The sequence below is a fragment of the Streptococcus oralis genome, from assembly GCF_021497885.1.
Classification (GTDB): domain Bacteria; phylum Bacillota; class Bacilli; order Lactobacillales; family Streptococcaceae; genus Streptococcus; species Streptococcus oralis_BQ.
The window spans coordinates 841677-860127 of record NZ_CP046523.1; the positions used below are offsets into that span (position 1 = coordinate 841677).

The 18451-nt window shown below is 36.3% G+C and carries 21 protein-coding genes and 6 pseudogenes; 22 read left to right on the forward strand and 5 right to left on the reverse strand.

All coding sequences use genetic code 11. The features are described from left to right. Positions 1-8 precede the first annotated feature (8 nt). The 10 genes and pseudogenes from GOM48_RS04230 to GOM48_RS04275 all read left to right on the forward strand — a co-directional run bounded on the left by GOM48_RS04230 (position 9) and on the right by GOM48_RS04275 (position 5603). Positions 9-935, forward strand: a complete 927-nt coding sequence (locus GOM48_RS04230) for a bifunctional riboflavin kinase/FAD synthetase (RefSeq protein WP_235098554.1) — start codon at positions 9-11, stop codon at positions 933-935. A 158-nt stretch (positions 936-1093) separates the two neighbouring features. After that, positions 1094-1183 (forward strand): annotated as a pseudogene (locus GOM48_RS04235) (restriction endonuclease subunit S); the annotation flags it as partial. Between the two features lie 82 nt (positions 1184-1265). Next, positions 1266-1502: an AbrB family transcriptional regulator gene (locus tag GOM48_RS04240; RefSeq protein ID WP_235098556.1), complete on the forward strand. Its 237-nt coding sequence runs from the start codon at positions 1266-1268 to the stop codon at positions 1500-1502. Further along, the gene (locus GOM48_RS04245) at positions 1499-1912 is read left to right on the forward strand and encodes a type II toxin-antitoxin system death-on-curing family toxin (protein ID WP_235098558.1); all 414 of its coding nucleotides are present in this window, start codon (positions 1499-1501) and stop codon (positions 1910-1912) included. Before GOM48_RS04240 ends, GOM48_RS04245 begins: the two co-directional genes overlap by 4 nt. 121 nt (positions 1913-2033) lie before the next feature. After that, a pseudogene (locus GOM48_RS04250) lies at positions 2034-2099 on the forward strand (integrase); the annotation flags it as partial. Beyond that, positions 2099-2314, forward strand: a pseudogene (locus GOM48_RS04255) (hypothetical protein); the annotation flags it as partial. The pseudogenes GOM48_RS04250 and GOM48_RS04255, both read left to right, overlap by 1 nt. 17 nt (positions 2315-2331) lie before the next feature. After that, positions 2332-2942 (forward strand): annotated as a pseudogene (locus tag GOM48_RS04260) (tetratricopeptide repeat protein). Positions 2943-3472: 530 nt separating this feature from the next. Continuing rightward, entirely contained in the window at positions 3473-3787 is a 315-nt protein-coding gene (locus GOM48_RS04265; RefSeq protein WP_000420682.1) for a YdcP family protein, read from the forward strand. Between the two features lie 15 nt (positions 3788-3802). After that, a complete protein-coding gene (locus tag GOM48_RS04270; RefSeq protein WP_000985015.1) occupies positions 3803-4189 on the forward strand; it encodes a YdcP family protein in 387 nt (128 codons plus the stop codon). 28 nt (positions 4190-4217) lie between these two features. After that, a complete protein-coding gene (locus tag GOM48_RS04275) occupies positions 4218-5603 on the forward strand; it encodes an FtsK/SpoIIIE domain-containing protein (RefSeq protein ID WP_000813488.1) in 1386 nt (461 codons plus the stop codon). 423 nt (positions 5604-6026) lie between these two features. Here GOM48_RS04275 and GOM48_RS04280 read toward each other — a convergent pair whose 3' ends face one another. The 4 genes and pseudogenes from GOM48_RS04280 to GOM48_RS04290 all read right to left on the reverse strand — a co-directional run bounded on the left by GOM48_RS04280 (position 6027) and on the right by GOM48_RS04290 (position 7552). Continuing rightward, on the reverse strand, positions 6027-6395 hold the full coding sequence (locus GOM48_RS04280; protein ID WP_003042548.1) for an EXLDI protein: 369 nt from the start codon (positions 6393-6395) through the stop codon (positions 6027-6029). Positions 6396-6421: 26 nt separating this feature from the next. Further along, entirely contained in the window at positions 6422-7039 is a 618-nt protein-coding gene (locus GOM48_RS04285) for a DNA alkylation repair protein (protein WP_049533341.1), read from the reverse strand. A gap of 67 nt (positions 7040-7106) precedes the next feature. Next, positions 7107-7223, reverse strand: a pseudogene (locus GOM48_RS09905) (methylase); the annotation flags it as partial. A 26-nt stretch (positions 7224-7249) separates the two neighbouring features. Beyond that, on the reverse strand, positions 7250-7552 hold the full coding sequence (locus GOM48_RS04290; protein ID WP_049533342.1) for a helix-turn-helix transcriptional regulator: 303 nt from the start codon (positions 7550-7552) through the stop codon (positions 7250-7252). Between the two features lie 518 nt (positions 7553-8070). Between GOM48_RS04290 and GOM48_RS04295 the strand changes: the two genes are divergently transcribed. The 8 genes and pseudogenes from GOM48_RS04295 to erm(B) all read left to right on the forward strand — a co-directional run bounded on the left by GOM48_RS04295 (position 8071) and on the right by erm(B) (position 13022). After that, positions 8071-9063, forward strand: a complete 993-nt coding sequence (locus GOM48_RS04295; protein ID WP_138099492.1) for a replication initiation factor domain-containing protein — start codon at positions 8071-8073, stop codon at positions 9061-9063. After that, on the forward strand, positions 9060-9263 hold the full coding sequence (locus GOM48_RS04300; protein ID WP_049533344.1) for a DUF3173 family protein: 204 nt from the start codon (positions 9060-9062) through the stop codon (positions 9261-9263). The genes GOM48_RS04295 and GOM48_RS04300 overlap by 4 nt, the downstream gene beginning before the upstream one ends. Next, on the forward strand, positions 9250-10389 hold the full coding sequence (locus GOM48_RS04305) for a tyrosine-type recombinase/integrase (protein ID WP_049533345.1): 1140 nt from the start codon (positions 9250-9252) through the stop codon (positions 10387-10389). The genes GOM48_RS04300 and GOM48_RS04305 overlap by 14 nt, the downstream gene beginning before the upstream one ends. Before the next feature lie 78 nt (positions 10390-10467). Continuing rightward, on the forward strand, positions 10468-10587 hold the full coding sequence (locus GOM48_RS04310; RefSeq protein ID WP_080982676.1) for a conjugal transfer protein: 120 nt from the start codon (positions 10468-10470) through the stop codon (positions 10585-10587). A gap of 22 nt (positions 10588-10609) precedes the next feature. Beyond that, positions 10610-11812 (forward strand): annotated as a pseudogene (gene mobT / locus GOM48_RS04315) (MobT family relaxase); the annotation flags it as partial. A gap of 48 nt (positions 11813-11860) precedes the next feature. Beyond that, positions 11861-12028, forward strand: a complete 168-nt coding sequence (locus tag GOM48_RS04320) for an MLS leader peptide (RefSeq protein ID WP_000502600.1) — start codon at positions 11861-11863, stop codon at positions 12026-12028. Between the two features lie 48 nt (positions 12029-12076). Continuing rightward, positions 12077-12160: a 23S rRNA methyltransferase attenuation leader peptide gene (locus GOM48_RS04325; protein WP_001814874.1), complete on the forward strand. Its 84-nt coding sequence runs from the start codon at positions 12077-12079 to the stop codon at positions 12158-12160. A 124-nt stretch (positions 12161-12284) separates the two neighbouring features. Next, positions 12285-13022 carry a 23S rRNA (adenine(2058)-N(6))-methyltransferase Erm(B) gene (gene erm(B) / locus GOM48_RS04330; protein WP_001038795.1) on the forward strand — a complete coding sequence of 246 codons (738 nt, stop codon included), beginning with the start codon at positions 12285-12287 and terminating at the stop codon, positions 13020-13022. A gap of 256 nt (positions 13023-13278) precedes the next feature. Here erm(B) and GOM48_RS04335 read toward each other — a convergent pair whose 3' ends face one another. Further along, positions 13279-14526, reverse strand: coding sequence for an ISL3 family transposase (locus tag GOM48_RS04335; RefSeq protein WP_000019067.1), 1248 nt, complete (start codon positions 14524-14526; stop codon positions 13279-13281). Between the two features lie 179 nt (positions 14527-14705). On the opposite strand from GOM48_RS04335, the gene GOM48_RS04340 reads away from it, so the two are divergent. From GOM48_RS04340 to GOM48_RS04355, 4 genes are all read left to right on the forward strand, one after another. Then, a complete protein-coding gene (locus GOM48_RS04340) occupies positions 14706-14927 on the forward strand; it encodes a hypothetical protein (RefSeq protein WP_001009056.1) in 222 nt (73 codons plus the stop codon). Between the two features lie 116 nt (positions 14928-15043). Next, positions 15044-15541 carry an antirestriction protein ArdA gene (locus GOM48_RS04345; protein ID WP_235098560.1) on the forward strand — a complete coding sequence of 166 codons (498 nt, stop codon included), beginning with the start codon at positions 15044-15046 and terminating at the stop codon, positions 15539-15541. Between the two features lie 86 nt (positions 15542-15627). Then, the gene (locus GOM48_RS04350) at positions 15628-16020 is read left to right on the forward strand and encodes a conjugal transfer protein (RefSeq protein ID WP_000723888.1); all 393 of its coding nucleotides are present in this window, start codon (positions 15628-15630) and stop codon (positions 16018-16020) included. Continuing rightward, entirely contained in the window at positions 16004-18451 is a 2448-nt protein-coding gene (locus GOM48_RS04355) for an ATP-binding protein (RefSeq protein ID WP_000331160.1), read from the forward strand. The genes GOM48_RS04350 and GOM48_RS04355 overlap by 17 nt, the downstream gene beginning before the upstream one ends.

Consider the following 18451-nt stretch of genomic DNA (forward strand, 5'->3'; position numbering starts at 1 on the left):
ATAGTTTCATGATTACAACAGTACCTATTAAGAACGAAAAAGACATTGCAGTACCGGGAAAAACAGTCCTTGTACTAGGTTATTTTGATGGCATCCACAAGGGGCATCAGAAACTTTTTGAAGTGGCCAGTAAGGCTTCGATGAAGGATTATCTGCCAGTTGTCGTGATGACCTTTACAGAGTCGCCAAAACTTGCCTTACAACCTTACCAACCCGAGCTCATGCTTCACATCGTCAATCACGAGGAACGGGAGCACAAGATGAAATGGCATGGAGTAGAGGCTCTTTTCTTACTTGACTTTAGTAGCAGGTTTGCTAGCTTAACAGGGCAAGAATTCTTTGATACCTATGTTAGAGCTTTAAAACCAGCTGTCATTGTGGCAGGATTTGACTACACGTTTGGTTCAGACAAGAAGACTGCGGATGACCTGAAGGATTATTTTGATGGAGAGATTATCATTGTTCCTTCGGTCGAGGACGAAAAGGGAAAGATCAGTTCCACACGGATTCGCCAAGCTATCCTTGATGGTGATGTGAGGGAGGCAGGTCACTTGCTTGGCACACCGCTCCCAACCCGTGGGATGGTCGTTCACGGAAATGCTCGTGGGCGTACTATCGGTTATCCAACAGCCAATCTAGTCCTGAGAGATCGAACTTATATGCCAGCAGACGGTGTTTACGTAGTCGATGTAGAAGTACAACGTCAGAGATATCGTGGGATGGCAAGTGTTGGGAAAAATGTTACTTTCGATGGAGAAGAGCCACGTTTTGAAGTCAATATTTTTGACTTTTCAGATGATATTTATGGTGAGACAGTCATGGTCTACTGGCTAGACCGTGTCCGAGATATGGTCAAATTTGACTCCATCGAAGAGCTCGTAGACCAACTCCAGAAAGACGAAGAGATTGCTCGGAACTGGAAGGATGGAGAGTAGAAGATTTAAAAAAGTGAACCATATTTTGTGTTTGCTTTTTTATTTTTGAAAGAAATTTTTATAGAGAGAATCATAATTGAAGCTTGATTGAAAATCCGTTAAAATAGTGATATTAATAACTTTAAAAACCAAAGAAAAGAGACTAATATGATTACAGGCGAATTAAAAAATCAGAATTGATAATTCAAAAATCTCTGGAAGAATTGGAAATCTTGAAAAAATCACTTATGCAGGAGTATTTCGGTTGAGATTTGAGATGAAATGGCAGTTTTACACTATCATTGTAATTACGGTAATTATTTGTTATAATACTTCAAAGGAGGAAATCAGATGGTAGTAAAAACAAGAAAGCAAGGAAATTCAATCACCATTACGATTCCAAGCGAGTTCAATATTCCAAGTGGTGTTAATTACGAAGCAAAATTGTTACCAAGTGGCGAAATTATCTTTACTCCTGAAGAATTGGATCATCAGGTTTCTTATGTTTCTGATGATGCCTTTGACTTGAAATTGGATACAATTTTTGATGAATACGACGATGTTTTCAAAGCTTTGGTGGAAAAATGACAGTCTATCTAACAGAAAAGCAAATTGAAAAAATCAATGCTTTAGTAATTCAACGGTATTCTCCAAATGAGCAAATTCAAACAGTTAGTCCTTCAACTTTAAATATGATTGTGAACTTACCAGAACAATTTGTCTTTGGCAAACCTCTTTATCCAACAATTTTTGATAAAGCAACAATATTATTTGTCCAATTGATAAAGAAGCATGTTTTTGCCAATGCCAATAAACGAACAGCCTTTTATGTTTTGGTGAAATTTTTACAATTAAATGGTTATCACTTTTCTGTTTCTGTGGAAGAAGCGGTTGATATGTGTGTGACTATAGAGGTAGAAGCTTTAACTGATGAAAAAATGATAAGCTACTCTAAATGGGTTTCTGAACATTCTATCAGAGAAAAAGTCAAAAAGTAAGATAGTATGCTGGATTGAAATGAGCATAAGAAAATAAATGAACAGGCAATATTAGAATTCTGTAATGCAGAAACTGATATTGCCTCTTTTTATTGATGAGTAATAATGAAAGTGAGAATTTATGGAATCAAAAGTTACAATTATCATACAAGAAATGTTACCGCTTTTAAACAATGGACAATTACTATTTGGGGGAATAGCTGGGAACTAAATGGTCTCCAATTTGGTATTACTGCAGGGGAGTCTCCAGAATTTGATGATGAAGTAGTTGCGAGAAAGTATAGTCGTGTCCCACTTTATTATGACTGGCACCCTGAATTTGAAGATTATTATGGCTTCAGCTTAGCTTGGAAAAAATACGAGTCTGATAGCGATTTGTCAATTTTTTTCTATACAACGTAAGATGCAGGAGAATAAAAATGGATCAAGCATGGGAATTATTGTTTGAGGGCAAGATTGAAGAAGCTAAAAAATTAGTTGAAGCTGACTTTTTATTGGAAACTTGCACAGATTTTAGTTTATTAAATTTGATGGGCTATATCTATCTTGAAGAACAAAATTATAAGGAGTGCTTAAGTATCTACCAGTCTTATATTGACTTAGCCCGAATTAAAAGTGACCAAGAAAATGAACATGTTGGTTATCATCAGTTAGCGATGGTTTACAGGGAAATGTGTCATTTTCAAAAAGCTCTACTCTATATCGATCAGGAAATGCAAATTATAAAAAATATTTTCCCAATGATGCTTTGAAATTTTCTGTTAACAACTATGAACAAGGCTACCTTCGTTTAAAGTTGGGAAATCTAGAAGAGGCAGAAAGCTATATGCAAGAATCCCTAGATTTTGCTTTGACAACTGAGGACTTCATTGCCCAAGCCTGTTCCTATAGAGGGATGGGAGAGATTTATCTGAAGCAAAATTCAAATAAATCACGAGATTATTTTTATCGATCTATTCAACTCTTTGAAAAAGCTGAGGATAAAATTGGAGCAGACGAGGTAAGAGCTTTATTACAAAATGGGAAGTAGTCCAACCGAGCTGAAGAAAAACAGTAAAAAGCGGAGATTCATAGCGCAGAAAAGATGCTAGTTCATAATTTCAACAACTGGAAGTTATGAACTAGCCTCAAAAGTTTGACAGAAAAATCCAGTTATGGGACTTAGTGCATTTATATTATGTCTTCATTTTACAGAAACCGAAAGTAAATAACTATTTTTAATATAAAAATAGCATAAAAATCTAGTTATCCGCATAAAAACTGGACTTATCACACTTTATCAAGGTCAAAACCACTCAATTTACTACTAATTTACTACTTATGAATGAGCTTTGATACGACGATTTATCCTTGAAAAGTGAAGATATAAAGATACTTCCAATAAAATTTGAATATTTAATAGGTAGACACTTCAAAAAATGAGGTGTCTATTTTTTTACCCGATTTTGAAAGGAAGTGAACTTATGAAAACAAAAAATCAAGAATCAAAAGGTCGTTCCCCACTCTTTAAGACCATCAAACATTCATTCAGCCAATAAAAAAGAAAGGATAGGTAAAAATATGGAACTTAAATTTGTGATTCCCAACATGGAAAAAACATTCGGCAATTTAGAATTTGCTGGCGAGGATAAAGTCGTTCAGCGAAGAATCAACGGACGGCTAACTGTCTTATCAAGAAGCTATAATCTCTATTCTGATGTTCAAAGAGCAGATGATATTGTGGTGGTGCTTCCTGCTGAAGCTGGCGAAAAACATTTCGGCTTTGAGGAACGTGTGAAGTTAGTCAATCCACGTATTACCGCAGAGGGCTACAAAATCGGCACTCGTGGTTTTACAAATTACCTTTTACATGCTGACGACATGATAAAAGAATAAAGAAAGAGAGGAAAAATGATGAGATTAGCAAATGGCATTGTATTAGATAAAGACACGACTTTTGGAGAATTGAAATTCTCTGCTCTACGTCGTGAAGTGAGAATCCAAAATGAAGACGGGTCGGTTTCAGATGAAATCAAGGAACGTACCTATGACTTAAAATCCAAAGGACAAGGACGCATGATTCAAGTAAGTATTCCTGCCAGCGTGCCTTTGAAAGAGTTTGATTATAACGCACGGGTGGAACTTATCAATCCCATTGCGGACACCGTTGCTACTGCCACCTATCAAGGAGCAGATGTTGACTGGTATATCAAGGCAGACGATATTGTGCTGACAAAGGATTCTAGTTCATTCAAAGCTCAACCACAAGCAAAGAAAGAACCGACACAAGACAAATAGTCGCTAGGTAGAAAGGAGACTTTTTCGCATGAAACAGCGTGGTAAAAGGATTCGCCCATCTGGTAAAGATTTAGTCTTTCATTTTACGATAGCGTCACTCCTGCCTGTTTTCCTGCTGGTTGTCGGACTGTTTCATGTGAAGACAATCCAGCAGATCAACTGGCAGGATTTTAACCTATCACAAGCAGATAAGATTGACATTCCCTATTTAATTATCAGTTTCAGTGTCGCAATTCTTATCTGCTTGCTGGTAGCGTTTGTATTCAAACGGGTTCGCTATGATACGGTTAAACAACTTTACCACCGTCAAAAACTGGCAAAGATGATACTTGAAAACAAGTGGTATGAATCTGAACAGGTCAAAACAGAGGGTTTCTTTAAAGATAGTGCTGGTCGTACAAAGGAAAAGATAACCTACTTCCCTAAAATGTATTATCGACTTAAAAATGGCTTGATACAGATACGGGTGGAAATCACGCTGGGAAAATATCAAGACCAACTCTTACACTTGGAAAAGAAATTAGAGAGTGGCTTGTACTGTGAGCTGACGGATAAAGAGTTAAAGGATTCCTATGTGGAATATACTTTGCTCTATGACACCATAGCCAGTCGTATTTCTATTGATGAAGTAGAAGCTAAAGATGGTAAACTTCGCTTAATGAAAAACGTATGGTGGGAATATGATAAGCTCCCTCATATGTTGATTGCTGGTGGTACAGGTGGCGGTAAAACTTACTTTATACTGACACTGATTGAAGCCTTGCTTCATACAGATTCAAAACTGTATATTCTTGACCCGAAAAATGCTGACCTTGCGGACTTAGGTTCTGTGATGGCAAATGTCTACTATAGAAAAGAAGACTTGCTTTCTTGCATTGAAACATTCTATGAAGAAATGATGAAACGTAGTGAGGAAATGAAGCAGATGAAGAACTATAAGACTGGCAAAAATTATGCTTACTTAGGTCTCCCGGCACACTTCTTAATCTTTGATGAATACGTCGCTTTCATGGAAATGCTGGGAACAAAAGAAAACACCGCAGTTATGAATAAGCTGAAACAGATTGTCATGTTAGGTCGTCAAGCTGGCTTCTTTCTAATACTGGCTTGTCAACGTCCAGACGCAAAATATTTAGGCGACGGAATCCGTGATCAGTTTAATTTCAGAGTGGCTTTAGGTCGTATGTCTGAAATGGGCTATGGCATGATGTTTGGCAGTGACGTACAAAAGGATTTCTTCTTAAAGCGAATCAAAGGTCGTGGCTATGTTGATGTAGGAACAAGTGTCATATCAGAGTTTTATACTCCCCTTGTACCAAAAGGATATGATTTCTTGGAGGAAATTAAAAAGTTATCCAACAGCAGACAGTCCACGCAGGCGACGTGCGAAGCGGAAGTCGCAGGTGTGGACTGATCTTGCTGGCTGGTGTGGCAATAGCCACGCCAGCACTTAACCCCCCGTTTCTAATTCCGAGAATTGATTTGAAATGAAAAAGAATGCTAATAAATCAACATTCCTTTGATGTTAATTTTGAAAGAAGTAATTTATTTTGTATGTTTAGCTACCAAAAAGCTACCAAAAATTTTCCATCTTTTAATTTTTTGCATAAGAAAAAGCGACTAAGATTTCTATTTCTTAATCGCCTTATATCTTCAATATTCAGTTTATTTTAGTATAGAGAAAGACTTCTTTTCCTACCCTACAATATCCATACAAGTTTTATAGGTTTCATCTCATAAAAACTTGTACCTTGCTAAGTTCAACAAACTGGGATTTATATTTTACTTACAAAATAGTATGAAAAACTATACGAATAAGTAGGGAGTTCAAGATGTACTAAATATCCAGTACCTCTACTATTTCTCCATTTTTTTCTTTAAACATAATTTTTTTGACTACTTCTTCTCCTAAATATTTTGTAAACTTAGTCAATTCTGTTGATACTTCAAATACTATATTATGTTTTATATCACTTAATTCAAAACTCGAATCATATCTTGTTTTATCTGACCAATAGTTCCAATTTATATCTGTCCTTTCATAATAAACATAGTTTCCTTTTGGAGTTACAAATACTCTTTTATTTATTAACTTCTTTTCATCTTCGGATTTAAATATTTCAGAATACAGCTTCATCCCTTTAAATACTTTGTAATTGCTAATTTTATCATTTGAAATATTTAATTTAATTTCTTCATACTTCATAGAAAACCTCCACAAATTCAAATTTGTCATACAATCAATTTACTTGCCAATTTGTAAACCTGTTGTATCTTTTTACTTTCTAATTTCCAGCTATCAAGCTCAATTTTAATCAACTCTGGAAATTTCTTACTAATGTCCCTTAAAGCATTTCCAACAGATTTTCTCACATATTCGCTTGCATCTTCTTTTAAGTTTGCAATTCTTTCAATAGCTTCATTCGGATTATCTTTGAAATATGGTCTACTTGTCCATATTCTTAACCCCTCTGTAACTGCTCTCCTTGTATTAGGATTATTGTTTTTTAACCATTCATCAATTATTGGAAGTGCTTTTTCATATCCTATTTTCTTGCAAAATTCATCAAATGCCTTTGCCAATACTTCCTGAACTCTCCAATTGTCATCCTTGGAAACTTCATCTCTCATAAATGCTAAAATATCAGCTTGTTCTGATAAATATCCAAAAAGAAATACACCGTACATTCTTACTTGATAGGTATCAGATTTATATGCTAAAAATGCCAAATTCTTAGCATATTCATTATCATTAGCTTTATAATCAGTTAAGGCTCTTTTCTCTTCCTCTTTGAAACCATTTTCTATCAAAGAAAACTCTTTTTCTAAACTCGCAATATATTCTTTCAAGTTGCCTCGCCTCCTCATAAAATATCTATTTTCCTACAACGCTTTAATCTTCTCATTTATCAATTCAATAAACAGATTGGAGCAAATCAAGCCAAAATGACTGACTGTCTTGTCTTTCATTGCCACGGTTTTCCCAGCGTTTAATAAATGCTTTAGCTTGCTTTTTTTTGTTCTCGGATGTTATTCACTTTTAATTCTCCAACCAATGCATTATTTTGACTTGTTTATTAAGAAGTCCTGTAAAAGACTAATAATTTGGTTTTTATCTTCCTCTCTTAATTCATGCTCTCTCAATAAACTAACAATTTCTTCTAGTCCGTCATCACGTCCTTTTAAAATCTCAAAAGACGTTCCAAAGATTTCAGCTAATTTTTCTACTGTTTCATCTTTTGGATTTCTTCCCCCGTTTTCCCATCTAGCGTACTGGGCTTGAGCTACACCCAATTTTTCAGCAACTTCTAATTGAGTAAGTCCTGCATCTAGTCGGGCTTTTTTTATATTGTCTTTTAACATTTTAAAATTCCTTTCGTTTTTCTATTGACTTATAACCAAAATGGTTGTATTATACTTATATAACCAAAATGGTTATATAAAAACAAAGCATACAAAATAGGTAATACTAGTTAGCTTATGAATATGCAAAAACACCCCAGAAAGCTCTGCAAAGCATTCTGAGGCTTTCGTTTAAAACTAATATGATTATACCAAAATGGTAATAAAAAGTCCATAAGAAGCCAAATTTCGCTAGCTAAGGACATTATGGCTTCTATACAGTAAAAGTCAGAAAAATTGGCAACACTTACTCCTACCATTCGCCCAGTATAGAGATTGTGAGACAAGAGCAAGGGCGCAAGCCGAAGGCAATGCGCCCGAAGCACGCAGTTCTCTCAATCTCTAAGGAAATAGCTGGCGTTTCTAACAGCCAGCAAACAGATACACTTAAGGCAACGCCCTAAGTAACGTGTCGTCAGCAAAACTCAATAGTAACATTGACCTACGCATTTAGCAATTATAGAAAGGAGGCATTACAGATGAAAAATAACCTTCAAGCACTACGAGAATATCAAAGCCAAGTAGATTTATCAGAACTAGAAAAATCTATTTATATCAGTATTGACCGACTAACAGTAATTCTTGATAGAGACAACTGTTCTCTAAGACGTATATTTTGGGAATTAAGAAATTCTATCGATTCTATTATTCAAGAATTTAGCATTCAAGCAAATCTAAAAGAAGATTATTTTACACTTTATAAAATGGTAAATGAGGATAGTATTAATCTAATTTTCTTCCAATTATCAACCTATGGTGGTTTTCAAGTCATACGTTTAGACTTCAACCCAAACTCGCTTAAAGAATTTGGAGGTCTTCAAGTATGGCGACAGATTATGAATTATGCTCGATTAAATGGATTAGATGTTAGACTATCACGCTTAGACCTTGCTTTTGATATCTTTAACAGACCAGAAATAGTCTTTTTACAACATATCAAAGGTGGAGTTAGTCATAAAATATTCTATGGTAGAGGAGGAAACATAGAAAGCAAATACTGGGGTGCTAGTGGTAGTAATGTTCAAGTACGTTTATACGATAAGAACATAGAGGTATTAAGTCATAAGAGAGCCGATAAATTAAATATCGAGAGTAAACCTTTCTGGTGGCGGTTGGAGTTTCAACTTCGAACAAAGGCTATAAACTCAGAAACCATTTCAGAGATTTCCAAACGACTAGAGAATTTTAGTTTTTTTAGTCTTTCAAGTGTTCCAGATGATAGCAAAGCATTTGCTTATATCTTTCTCCATGCACCAGCTCTTTTACCCGAATTATTCCCCTATCTGAAACCTAACACTATAAGAGTCAAAAAAACTAGGCTTAGAAAACACCTAAAAGCATTTGATAGTAACTCATTTTCTTTAGAGCTTCAAGATGCACTAAAAAAACAAATACCTCGATTAAACAATGAATTAAAACAATTAATAGGAGAATTCATTGAACTTACTAGTAAAGGAGAAGATAATTTATGAACGATAAACTAACTATGACAGTACAAGATATTATGGACTTAGGGTTCTCAAAATGGACTGCTTATAATATTCTACGACAAGCAAAACATATTATGATTGAGCGTGGTTTCGATTTCTATAACAATAAAGGGCTCGGAACTGTTCCCGTATCAGTTGTATCAGAAATTCTTGGATTGGAGGAACTAAATGTCAAAAACTAGATATACTGGTGTTACCAAAGACGATAAAACTGGGAAATATACTTATTATTTTAAAGCTGGAGTTGACCTAGCTACTGGTAAACCATATCAAGAACGCAGACGTGGTTTTGAAACCGCAAAAGAAGCCTTCGAAGCACGTACAAGAGCATTAAATAAAGTGCATCAAAAAGGTGGAATTAAACACACTCAATGGACGTTTAAACAATTTATGGACGAAGTATTTATACCAAATTATTATGCTACTACAAGTCCAGACCTCGAACGAAGACGTCAAGTTATATTTGATGAATTTATCCAATATTTTGGTAAGAAAAAACCTAGAGAAATTACAACTTATGATGTAATAAATTATAGGAATAGTTTATTAGAAAAATATTCAAATTCATATGCAAGGAACAAAATGACATTGCTTAATCAAGTTTTAAAAACCGCAAAAAAATATGGATTAATTTTCCATGAAATACCTACAAGTAATATCAGTCCTATTCCAATAACAAAAAAACATATAGATTTTTGGACAAAAGATGAATTTCAAAAAGTAATACAATCCCTTGATAAAGAGAGTTATTTTGAGCATTTTATTTATACGCTCTTTTGGCTTTATTATTTTACGGGAATGCGTGTAAATGAGGCGACTGCTCTTTATTGGGAGGATGTGGATTTTGAAAAGAAAACTCTAGCTATCAATCACAACTTACAGTATATAAATCGTGAAAACTGGGAACGCCGTAACAAGCTAAAAACTGAAAGCTCTCGGCGTACTATTGGACTAGATGATAATACTCTAAAAGTGCTTAAGGAGTGGAAAGAAAGACAAGAAAAAGTCGATAAAATACCATTCATTCTGTCGCCCGACGGAGTTCCATATCGTAAACGTAGTATTAGAGACCAAATTTTAAAATACTCTAAGCGTGCTGGTGTTAAATACATTCAACCAAAAGGTTTGAGGCACTCCCACGCATCATTGCTTATTAATGAGTATAATGTAAATGCCCTATATATTCAAAGACGTTTAGGTCATTCTGATGTCAAAACAACACTTAGCATTTATAGTCATTTATACCCGAACGCAGATACCGAATTAACCGATAAACTCAATCTCATATCAAATGATTTTATTGATTAAATCTACTTAGCTACCAAAAGAGCTACCAAAAAATAAATAAGTATCTAAAAAGCCTTATTTTAAAGGGCTTTTTTTAAGATTTTCCCACTATATCTAACAGGGGGGTACAAATCGACAGGAAACAGTCAAAAAAACATTAGAAAATCCTTTGGTTACAAGGGATTTACAAAATTTCAGCGTATGTCAAATGGGCTTTAAAAGTTGACATACGCCTTTTTGATTGGAGGGATTTTTACTGAATGAACAAACTTGGTTACAGCATTTAAAAGAAAAACGCTTGGCTTATGGACTATCTCAAAACCGTTTAGCTGTTGCGACTGGTATTACAAGGCAGTATCTAAGCGATATTGAAACAGGAAAAGTCAAGCCATCAGAGGATTTACAGCAGTCCCTTTGGGAAGCTCTGGAACGCTTCAATCCCGACGCTCCCCTTGAAATGCTGTTTGATTATGTAAGGATTCGCTTTCCCACAACGGACGTACAGCATGTGGTCGAAAACATCTTACAACTGAAACTGTCCTATTTTCTTCATGAGGACTATGGTTTCTATTCTTATTCAGAGCATTATGCTTTAGGCGATATATTCGTTCTCTGCTCCCACGAACTGGACAAAGGAGTTCTGGTGGAATTGAAAGGTCGTGGGTGTCGGCAATTTGAAAGCTATCTTCTGGCTCAACAAAGAAGCTGGTATGAGTTCTTTATGGACGCTTTGGTGGCTGGCGGTGTGATGAAACGCCTTGACCTTGCCATTAACGATAAGACAGGGATTTTGAATATCCCTGTACTCACTGAAAAGTGCCAACAGGAAGAATGTATCTCCGTCTTCCGCAGTTTTAAAAGCTATCGCAGTGGCGAACTGGTACGCAAAGATGAAAAGGAATGTATGGGAAATACCCTCTATATCGGTTCATTACAGAGTGAAGTTTATTTCTGTATCTATGAAAAGGACTATGAACAGTACAAGAAAAATGATATTCCCATTGAAGACGCAGAAGTAAAAAACCGTTTTGAGATTCGATTGAAAAATGAGCGTGCCTATTATGCAGTCCGTGATTTACTCGTCTATGACAATCCAGAGCATACCGCCTTTAAAATTATCAATCGGTATATCCGTTTTGTAGATAAAGACGATTCCAAACCTCGTTCTGATTGGAAACTGAATGAAGAATGGGCTTGGTTTATTGGGAACAATCGTGAACGATTAAAACTAACCACAAAACCAGAGCCTTACTCCTTCCAAAGGACGCTGAACTGGCTATCTCATCAAGTTGCCCCGACCTTAAAGGTTGCGATTAAACTTGATGAAATCAACCAGACGCAGGTTGTAAAAGACATTCTCGACCATGCGAAACTGACAGACCGACACAAGCAGATTTTGAAGCAACAGTCAGTAAAAGAACAGGACGTGATAACAACAAAAAAAGGATATCTGTCAACCATACCAGTTGACAGATATCCAAAAAAAGATATAATGGGAGATAAGACGGTTCGTGTTCGTGCTGACTTGCACCATATCATAAAAATCGAAACAGCAAAGAATGGCGGAAACGTAAAAGAAGTTATGGAAATAAGACTTAGAAGCAAACTTAAGAGTGTGTTGATAGTGCATTATCTTAAAATTTTGTATAATAGGAATTGAAGTTAAATTAGATGCTAAAAATTTGTAATTAAGAAGGAGGGATTCGTCATGTTGGTATTCCAAATGCGTAATGTAGATAAAACATCTACTGTTTTGAAACAGACTAAAAACAGTGATTACGCAGATAAATAAATACGTTAGATTAATTCCTACCAGTGACTAATCTTATGACTTTTTAAACAGATAACTAAAATTACAAACAAATCGTTTAACTTCTGTATTTGTTTATAGATGTAATCACTTCAGGAGAGATTACATGAACAAAAATATAAAATATTCTCAAAACTTTTTAACGAGTGAAAAAGTACTCAACCAAATAATAAAACAATTGAATTTAAAAGAAACCGATACCGTTTACGAAATTGGAACAGGTAAAGGGCATTTAACGACGAAACTGGCTAAAATAAGTAAACAGGTAACGTCTATTGAATTAGACAGTCATCTATTCAACTTATCGTCAGAAAAATTAAAACTGAATACTCGTGTCACTTTAATTCACCAAGATATTCTACAGTTTCAATTCCCTAACAAACAGAGGTATAAAATTGTTGGGAATATTCCTTACCATTTAAGCACACAAATTATTAAAAAAGTGGTTTTTGAAAGCCGTGCGTCTGACATCTATCTGATTGTTGAAGAAGGATTCTACAAGCGTACCTTGGATATTCACCGAACACTAGGGTTGCTCTTGCACACTCAAGTCTCGATTCAGCAATTGCTTAAGCTGCCAGCGGAATGCTTTCATCCTAAACCAAAAGTAAACAGTGTCTTAATAAAACTTACCCGCCATACCACAGATGTTCCAGATAAATATTGGAAGCTATATACGTACTTTGTTTCAAAATGGGTCAATCGAGAATATCGTCAACTGTTTACTAAAAATCAGTTTCATCAAGCAATGAAACACGCCAAAGTAAACAATTTAAGTACCATTACTTATGAGCAAGTATTGTCTATTTTTAATAGTTATCTATTATTTAACGGGAGGAAATAATTCTATGAGTCGCTTTTTTAAATTTGGAAAGTTACACGTTACTAAAGGGAATGGAGATAAATTATTAGATATACTACTGACAGCTTCCAAGAAGCTAAAGAGGTCCCTAGCGCCTACGGGGAATTTGTATCGATAAGGGGTACAAATTCCCACTAAGCGCTCGGGACCCCTTGTAGGAAAATGTCCTAAGTGGGATATCTGTCAACTGGTATGGTTGACTAAAAATACTTCCTACGAAAATGTAGGGGGTATTTTTTTACGAAAAAATACAATCGATTCTTAAAAAGAAAAATTTTTGATTGGCAAAACCATAACAAGTTCGTTTTAGGGTTTTGATTTTGCGATTGATGCCTTCTAAAGGACCATTAGAGTATTCAAATTTAGCGCTATTTAAGACATATTTTCTGTTTTGACGAAGGGTTTGAATAGCAGTATCCATTTCTGTATTGGTTTTTTGGTAGTCTAAGATGGTTGACTCTAGTAATTCACTATTGCGCTCGTTTAGGGCTTTCGTGATATCTTGGTAAGTTTGGTATACTTCAGCGAACTTGGAAAATTTACTAGTAATGAGATCAACAGCATTTTGGCGAGTCATATATTGTTTAACGCCGCGAAGAAAAACTACTTCTTCAGGGTGAAGATCTTCAGCTTTTTTATGGAATAGCTTCCAATGTGACTTCATAATTTTATATTCTTGGCTCTGTTTATCAAGTTGCTTTAGGATAGAGATACGACAATTGTCCAAAGCGCGACCAGCTAATTGTACAAGGTGGAAGCGATCAATAATGATATTGGCATTAGGGAAAAGGCGATAGATAAAACTTTGATATTGAGCATTTAAATCAATTACAACTGATTGAACGCATTCGCGTTCGGCTTTTGAATAACGACTTTCAAAATAATCAACAATGGTAGGTGATAGACGATCCTGTAACTTTGTGACAATTTGGTGGGTTTCAGCGTCACAACAGATAAAGGACATCACAGACTTAATTGAACGAAACTCGTCAAAACATAGATGCTTAGGCAACTTAGCCACACGATAGTGTGGTTCCATGCGCTCTAAGATTGTTCGACGAACACTGCTAGGAGAGCAGTGACACATTTCAGCAATAAGCTGACCAGATAAGCCTTTACGAGCTAAAAGCATGATTTGATTTTTGAGATCACTGGATAAGGTTTGATTTTCTTTGGTTAAATTAGTAATAGCACCAAAAGTAGTATGGCATGATTTACATTTATAGCGTTGTTTACGAAGCTCTAGTTCATATCTTCTCCCATTTAAACTTGCCAGTCGTACATGAGTTTTGCGAAAGCCATCCTTATTAACTGTGGGAAAGCCACAGTTACGACAACGATTAATCGGATAAGAAAGAGTAGCTGTTATTAGCGTTATATACTCTTTAACAGAATCGTTGTTGTGTTCAGCTTCTTCAACAGAAATAATTTTAATATTTTTATCTTTAATTCCAAGAATATTTAGGATAGAATCATTATGGGACATTTGTTTAACCTTCTTTCATGATTTTTGTGGTGAATTGATTGTATAACGAGGGGACAGCAAATGTCCTCTTTTTTGTATAAAAAAATCTGGCATGGAATCTCTATCCATACCAGAAAGTGTATACCCCAAAAAAATAACTCAAATACAAATTCATTGAATATAGAGAGGAGAACATTTTTATGAATTTTGGACAAAACCTTTATAACTGGTTTCTATCAAACGCTCAATCACTGGTGCTTTTAGCAATCGTTGTGATTGGCTTGTATCTTGGCTTCAAGCGTGAGTTTAGCAAACTGATTGGCTTTTTAATTATTGCGATTATTGCGGTTGGCTTAGTCTTCAACGCTGCTGGAGTAAAAGACATTTTACTAGAGCTATTCAATCGCATTATTGGTGCTTAAATAAAACCGTTCTTTTGTGGAATATAAGTGGTTTTCTTATGTTCCGCAAAGGAATAGTACACCAAACGAAGTGCGGTAGGGATTTTTGAATCTCTACAAAGAAAGGACGTGAATATATGGACGATATGCAAGTCTATATTGCGAATTTAGGCAAATACAATGAGGGCGAATTGGTCGGTGCGTGGTTTACCTTTCCCATTGACTTTGAGGAAGTCAAAGAGAAAATCGGCTTGAATGATGAATATGAGGAATACGCCATTCATGACTACGAGTTACCCTTTACGGTTGACGAATACACTTCCATTGGCGAACTCAATCGCCTATGGGAAATGGTATCGGAGTTGCCAGAAGAACTACAATCGGAGCTATCTGCTCTGCTCACTCATTTTTCAAGTATTGAAGAATTAAGCGAACATCAAGAAGATATTATCATTCATTCCGATTGTGATGATATGTCTGACGTGGCACGCTACTACATTGAAGAAACGGGTGCTTTAGGCGAAGTGCCAGCCAGTCTTCAAAACTATATTGATTATGAATCCTATGGTCGGGATTTAGACCTTTCGGGAACGTTTATCTCAACCAATCACGGGATTTTTGAAATCGTCTATTAAATCTGTCGGTACATTCTTACTGGCAGATTTTCTTGTTTACGGGGTAGTCAAAAGACTATCCCCATTTTTATGAAAGGATTGATTACATGAAGAAAATACGAAGCTATACCAGTATCTGGTCTGTGGAAAAGGTACTGTATTCTATCAATGATTTTAGACTTCCGTTTCCCATAACCTTTACGCAAATGACATGGTTTGTCGTGTCACTCTTTGCAGTGATGATACTTGGCAACTTGCCCCCTCTTTCCATGATAGAGGGAGCATTTCTCAAATACTTTGGGATTCCTGTGGCTTTCACATGGTTTATGTCTACAAAAACTTTTGATGGTAAAAAGCCTTATGGATTTTTGAAGTCTGTCATTGCTTATGCACTGCGACCAAAGCTGACCTATGCAGGAAAAAAAGTAACGCTTGGCAGAAACCAGCCACAAGAAGCCATTACAGCAGTTAGGAGTGAATTTTATGGCATATCCAATTAAATACATTGAAAACAATCTCGTCTGGAATAAAGACGGGGAATGTTATGCTTACTATGAGCTTGTTCCTTACAATTACTCATTTCTAAGTCCAGAACAGAAAATACAAGTGCATGATTCTTTCAGACAGCTTATCGCACAAAATCGTGATGGCAAAATTCATGCTTTACAAATCAGTACAGAATCCAGCATACGTTCTGCACAAGAGCGTTCCAAAAATGAAGTCACTGGCAAGCTCAAAGCGGTTGCCTATGACAAAATCGACCAACAGACAGACGCTTTAATATCCATGATTGGCGAAAATCAAGTGAACTACCGTTTCTTTATCGGCTTTAAGTTGCTTCTCAACGATCAGGAGTTTTCTATGAAAAGTCTTACCGTTGAAGCAAAAAATGCTTTGTCTGATTTTGTCTATGATGTGAACCATAAGCTGATGGGCGATTTTGTTAGTATGAGTAATGATGAAATCCTGCGTTTTCAGAAGATGGAAAAGCTCTTAGAAAATAAAATCTCTCGTCGTTTCAAAATCCGCAGGTTAGATAAGGACGACTTCGGCTATCTGATTGAACACCTTTACGGACAGACAGGCACTGCCTATGAAGAGTATGAGTACCATCTATCAAAGAAAAAGCTGGATAATGAAACGCTGATTAAATACTATGACTTGATTAAGCCTACTCGCTGTTTGGTGGAAGAAAAACAGCGATATTTGAAAATCCAGCAGGAAGATGAAACCGTCTATGTAGCTTACTTTACCATTAACAGCATTGTCGGAGAACTGGACTTCCCGTCCTCTGAAATCTTCTACTACCAGCAACAGCAATTTACATTCCCGATTGATACGTCAATGAATGTGGAAATTGTAGCGAATCGTAAAGCCCTATCTACTGTCCGCAATAAAAAGAAAGAACTGAAAGACTTGGATAACCACGCTTGGCAAAGTGATAATGAAACCAGCTCCAATGTGGCGGAAGCTCTGGAAAGTGTGAATGAGCTGGAAACCAATTTAGACCAAAGCAAGGAATCTATGTACAAGCTGTCTTATGTGGTAAGGGTATCAGCAAATGATCTTGACGAACTCAAACGTCGTTGTAATGAAGTGAAAGATTTTTATGACGATTTAAGCGTAAAACTGGTACGACCATTTGGGGATATGCTCGGCTTACATGAAGAATTTTTACCTGCCAGCAAGCGTTATATGAATGATTATATTCAATACGTGACCTCTGATTTCCTCGCTGGTTTAGGTTTTGGTGCTACTCAAATGCTGGGGGAAAATGAGGGGATTTATGTTGGCTACAGCTTAGATACTGGACGCAATGTCTATCTGAAACCTGCTCTTGCCAGTCAAGGGGTTAAGGGTTCAGTAACCAATGCGTTAGCGTCGGCTTTTGTTGGTTCGCTGGGTGGTGGTAAATCCTTTGCGAATAACCTTATCGTCTATTATGCGGTGCTTTATGGGGCACAAGCAGTGATTGTAGACCCAAAAGCAGAACGTGGCAGATGGAAAGAAACCTTGCCAGAGATTTCCCATGAAATCAATATCGTCACTCTGACTTCTGATGAGAAAAACAAAGGCTTACTTGACCCTTATGTGATTATGAAAAATCCCAAAGATTCTGAATCACTGGCTATTGATATTCTGACATTCCTTACGGGGATTTCCTCTCGTGATGGGGAACGCTTCCCAATCCTTAGAAAAGCCATTCGTGCAGTAACCAATAGTGAAGTACGAGGGTTGATGAAAGTGATTGAGGAATTACGGGTTGAGAATACGCCACTAAGTACCAGTATAGCCGACCATATCGAAAGTTTTACAGACTATGACTTTGCACATTTATTATTCAGTAATGGTTATGTGGAGCAGTCTATCAGCTTAGAAAAACAACTGAACATTATACAGGTTGCGGACTTGGTACTTCCCGACAAGGAAACTTCCTTTGAGGAATATACCACTATGGAGCTTTTATCCGTTGCTATGCTGATTGTCATTAGTACCTTTGCTTTAGACTTTATCCATACAGACCGAAGCATTTTCAAGATTGTAGATTTAGACGAAGCATGGAGCTTTTTACAGGTAGCACAAGGAAAAACACTATCTATGAAGCTGGTTCGGGCTGGTCGTGCTATGAACGCTGGGGTATATTTCGTGACCCAAAATACAGACGACCTCTTAGATGAAAAACTGAAAAATAACCTCGGCTTAAAATTTGCATTTCGTTCCACTGACCTTAACGAGATTAAAAAGACCTTAGCCTTTTTTGGTGTAGACCCAGAGGACGAAAACAATCAGAAGCGATTGCGTGATTTGGAAAACGGGCAATGCCTTATCAGTGATTTATATGGTCGTGTCGGTGTGATACAGTTCCACCCTGTATTTGAAGAACTGCTCCATGCCTTTGATACCAGACCACCTGTGCGAAAAGAGGTGTAA

What these genes read in the sequence shown, in the direction of transcription:
- GOM48_RS04265 (WP_000420682.1), top strand. Translation starts at nt 3,473, where the DNA reads ATGGAACTTAAATTTGTGATTCCCAACATGGAAAAAACATTCGGCAAT.
- GOM48_RS04295 (WP_138099492.1), top strand. Translation starts at nt 8,071, where the DNA reads ATGAAAAATAACCTTCAAGCACTACGAGAATATCAAAGCCAAGTAGAT.
- GOM48_RS04300 (WP_049533344.1), top strand. Translation starts at nt 9,060, where the DNA reads ATGAACGATAAACTAACTATGACAGTACAAGATATTATGGACTTAGGG.
- GOM48_RS04340 (WP_001009056.1), top strand. Translation starts at nt 14,706, where the DNA reads ATGAATTTTGGACAAAACCTTTATAACTGGTTTCTATCAAACGCTCAA.
- GOM48_RS04230 (WP_235098554.1), top strand. Translation starts at nt 9, where the DNA reads ATGATTACAACAGTACCTATTAAGAACGAAAAAGACATTGCAGTACCG.
- GOM48_RS04305 (WP_049533345.1), top strand. Translation starts at nt 9,250, where the DNA reads ATGTCAAAAACTAGATATACTGGTGTTACCAAAGACGATAAAACTGGG.
- GOM48_RS04320 (WP_000502600.1), top strand. Translation starts at nt 11,861, where the DNA reads ATGGGAGATAAGACGGTTCGTGTTCGTGCTGACTTGCACCATATCATA.
- GOM48_RS04275 (WP_000813488.1), top strand. Translation starts at nt 4,218, where the DNA reads ATGAAACAGCGTGGTAAAAGGATTCGCCCATCTGGTAAAGATTTAGTC.
- GOM48_RS04335 (WP_000019067.1), bottom strand. Translation starts at nt 14,526, where the DNA reads ATGTCCCATAATGATTCTATCCTAAATATTCTTGGAATTAAAGATAAA.
- GOM48_RS04345 (WP_235098560.1), top strand. Translation starts at nt 15,044, where the DNA reads ATGGACGATATGCAAGTCTATATTGCGAATTTAGGCAAATACAATGAG.
- GOM48_RS04245 (WP_235098558.1), top strand. Translation starts at nt 1,499, where the DNA reads ATGACAGTCTATCTAACAGAAAAGCAAATTGAAAAAATCAATGCTTTA.
- GOM48_RS04240 (WP_235098556.1), top strand. Translation starts at nt 1,266, where the DNA reads ATGGTAGTAAAAACAAGAAAGCAAGGAAATTCAATCACCATTACGATT.
- GOM48_RS04355 (WP_000331160.1), top strand. Translation starts at nt 16,004, where the DNA reads ATGGCATATCCAATTAAATACATTGAAAACAATCTCGTCTGGAATAAA.
- GOM48_RS04290 (WP_049533342.1), bottom strand. Translation starts at nt 7,552, where the DNA reads ATGTTAAAAGACAATATAAAAAAAGCCCGACTAGATGCAGGACTTACT.
- GOM48_RS04350 (WP_000723888.1), top strand. Translation starts at nt 15,628, where the DNA reads ATGAAGAAAATACGAAGCTATACCAGTATCTGGTCTGTGGAAAAGGTA.
- GOM48_RS04280 (WP_003042548.1), bottom strand. Translation starts at nt 6,395, where the DNA reads ATGAAGTATGAAGAAATTAAATTAAATATTTCAAATGATAAAATTAGC.
- GOM48_RS04325 (WP_001814874.1), top strand. Translation starts at nt 12,077, where the DNA reads ATGTTGGTATTCCAAATGCGTAATGTAGATAAAACATCTACTGTTTTG.
- GOM48_RS04270 (WP_000985015.1), top strand. Translation starts at nt 3,803, where the DNA reads ATGATGAGATTAGCAAATGGCATTGTATTAGATAAAGACACGACTTTT.